The sequence below is a fragment of the Rhizobium sp. P1_E1 genome (assembly GCF_056406015.1).
The window spans coordinates 1-1366 of sequence record NZ_JBFUAY010000498.1; the positions used below are offsets into that span (position 1 = coordinate 1).

General features: G+C 57.7%; 2 protein-coding genes. One reads left to right on the top strand and one right to left on the bottom strand.

Features of this window, described 5'->3' with window-relative positions:
- Positions 1-449: SOS response-associated peptidase family protein (locus AC1D1Z_RS37455; protein ID WP_477853883.1), on the top strand; the 449-nt coding region annotated here is incomplete at its 5' end.
- Positions 450-744: 295 nt separating this feature from the next.
- Here AC1D1Z_RS37455 and AC1D1Z_RS37460 read toward each other — a convergent pair.
- The gene (locus AC1D1Z_RS37460) at positions 745-1071 is read right to left on the bottom strand and encodes a hypothetical protein (RefSeq protein WP_477853885.1); all 327 of its coding nucleotides are present in this window, start codon (positions 1069-1071) and stop codon (positions 745-747) included.
- Between the last annotated feature and the right edge of the window lie 295 nt (positions 1072-1366).

Sequence of the window (1366 nt, forward strand, 5' to 3'; positions counted from 1 at the left end):
CGCGATGGTTCGGTGTCGAAAACAGATGCCTCGTCCCGGTCACCAGTTTCGCGGAACCGGATCCGGCGAGCCAGGAGGATGGCGGCAACGTACCGAACGCCTGGTTCGCCCGTGACGCAACCAAGCCGCTGATGTTCTTTGCCGGTCTCCATGTGCCGCAATGGCAGAGTGTCCGAAAGGTCAGGGACGGTCTGACCACCGACGATCTTTATGGCTTTTTGACCACAGATCCCAACGACCTGGTGAAGCCGATTCACGACAAGGCCATGCCCGTCCTGTTGCTGACAAAGGAAGAGACCGACACCTGGATGCGGGCACCCTGGGAAGAGGCCAAGGAACTGGCCCGTCCATTACCCAATGACGCGCTGATCATCTCATCCCGCGAACCGTACGGATCCACGATCGTGTCGAAATCCGGAGAGCCGGTGGAACAGGGCAGTCTGCTTTGACGCCTGAAGTCACGGCCAGCTTGTATCGGAAAACGAAAAAGCCTGCCGCGGGAGGAGGTGCGGCAGGCTTTTCCAAAAGATTGAACAACGGCTGGGAGGAGGAGTGCCGCTGTTCCGTCAGGCTTCCCTTGGGAGGAGGAATGGGTCGCCTGAGACACGAAGCTCTGCGGGAGGAGGTGCATTGCTTCGTTGAGGTGAAGATACCAGAGGCCGCCCCGACGGCCAGCGCTCAGATCGCAGTGCAGCCATGCACTTGCTGCAACGCAATATAGATCCTGTGCTTATTTTTCGGCCATTATGGTCGAGGTGCCGCCTTCTCTCTGCTAGGCTCGAAACTGAGAACAAATTCGATCACCTTGGCGGAGGACATTTCGCACGGCTTCAGTGTCGACCCAGCTCCAGCCAATCGATAGAGGTTGAAGCTGACGATATCGGTTCCGCTAAGCTCCTCGCCATAGAGCCAGGTCCGTTTGCCATCCTCCGACCGCTTGACGGTCACGCCCCATGTCCGATTACCAAAATGTCCGTCGACATAGCCTTCCGGCAATCTGGCAAGCGCGTCTTCGAACGTCGCCTGAATTGATGAAGGTGTTCGGCCGTTGGCTGTCATGGTTCCAGGCATTCGTCGCAAATCCCGCAGCCATCATCATCCATGCTCAAGGCCGGACGTAATTTTCGACAGCAYGGACACGTCGTAGCATCCGACGCRYACGTSTCWTCGCGGTCCGGCGGAAGAATTTCGATACAGACGTTCGACAGGACATCGGCCGCGCTTCGATCCATGCGATGCTCCAGTGTTGGGATACACTAGAGATAGTGAACCTCGAAGGCTGCACAAGCCGGCAGAGATTGCTGTCGGAGATTGGCCGGTGCGGAACCTGTGCCGACCGTCTCAAATTGATTGCCAAGAGCTGCTC

Excerpts from the sequence above, each read along its gene's own strand:
- AC1D1Z_RS37460 (WP_477853885.1), bottom strand. The coding sequence starts at position 1,071 with ATGCCTGGAACCATGACAGCCAACGGCCGAACACCTTCATCAATTCAG.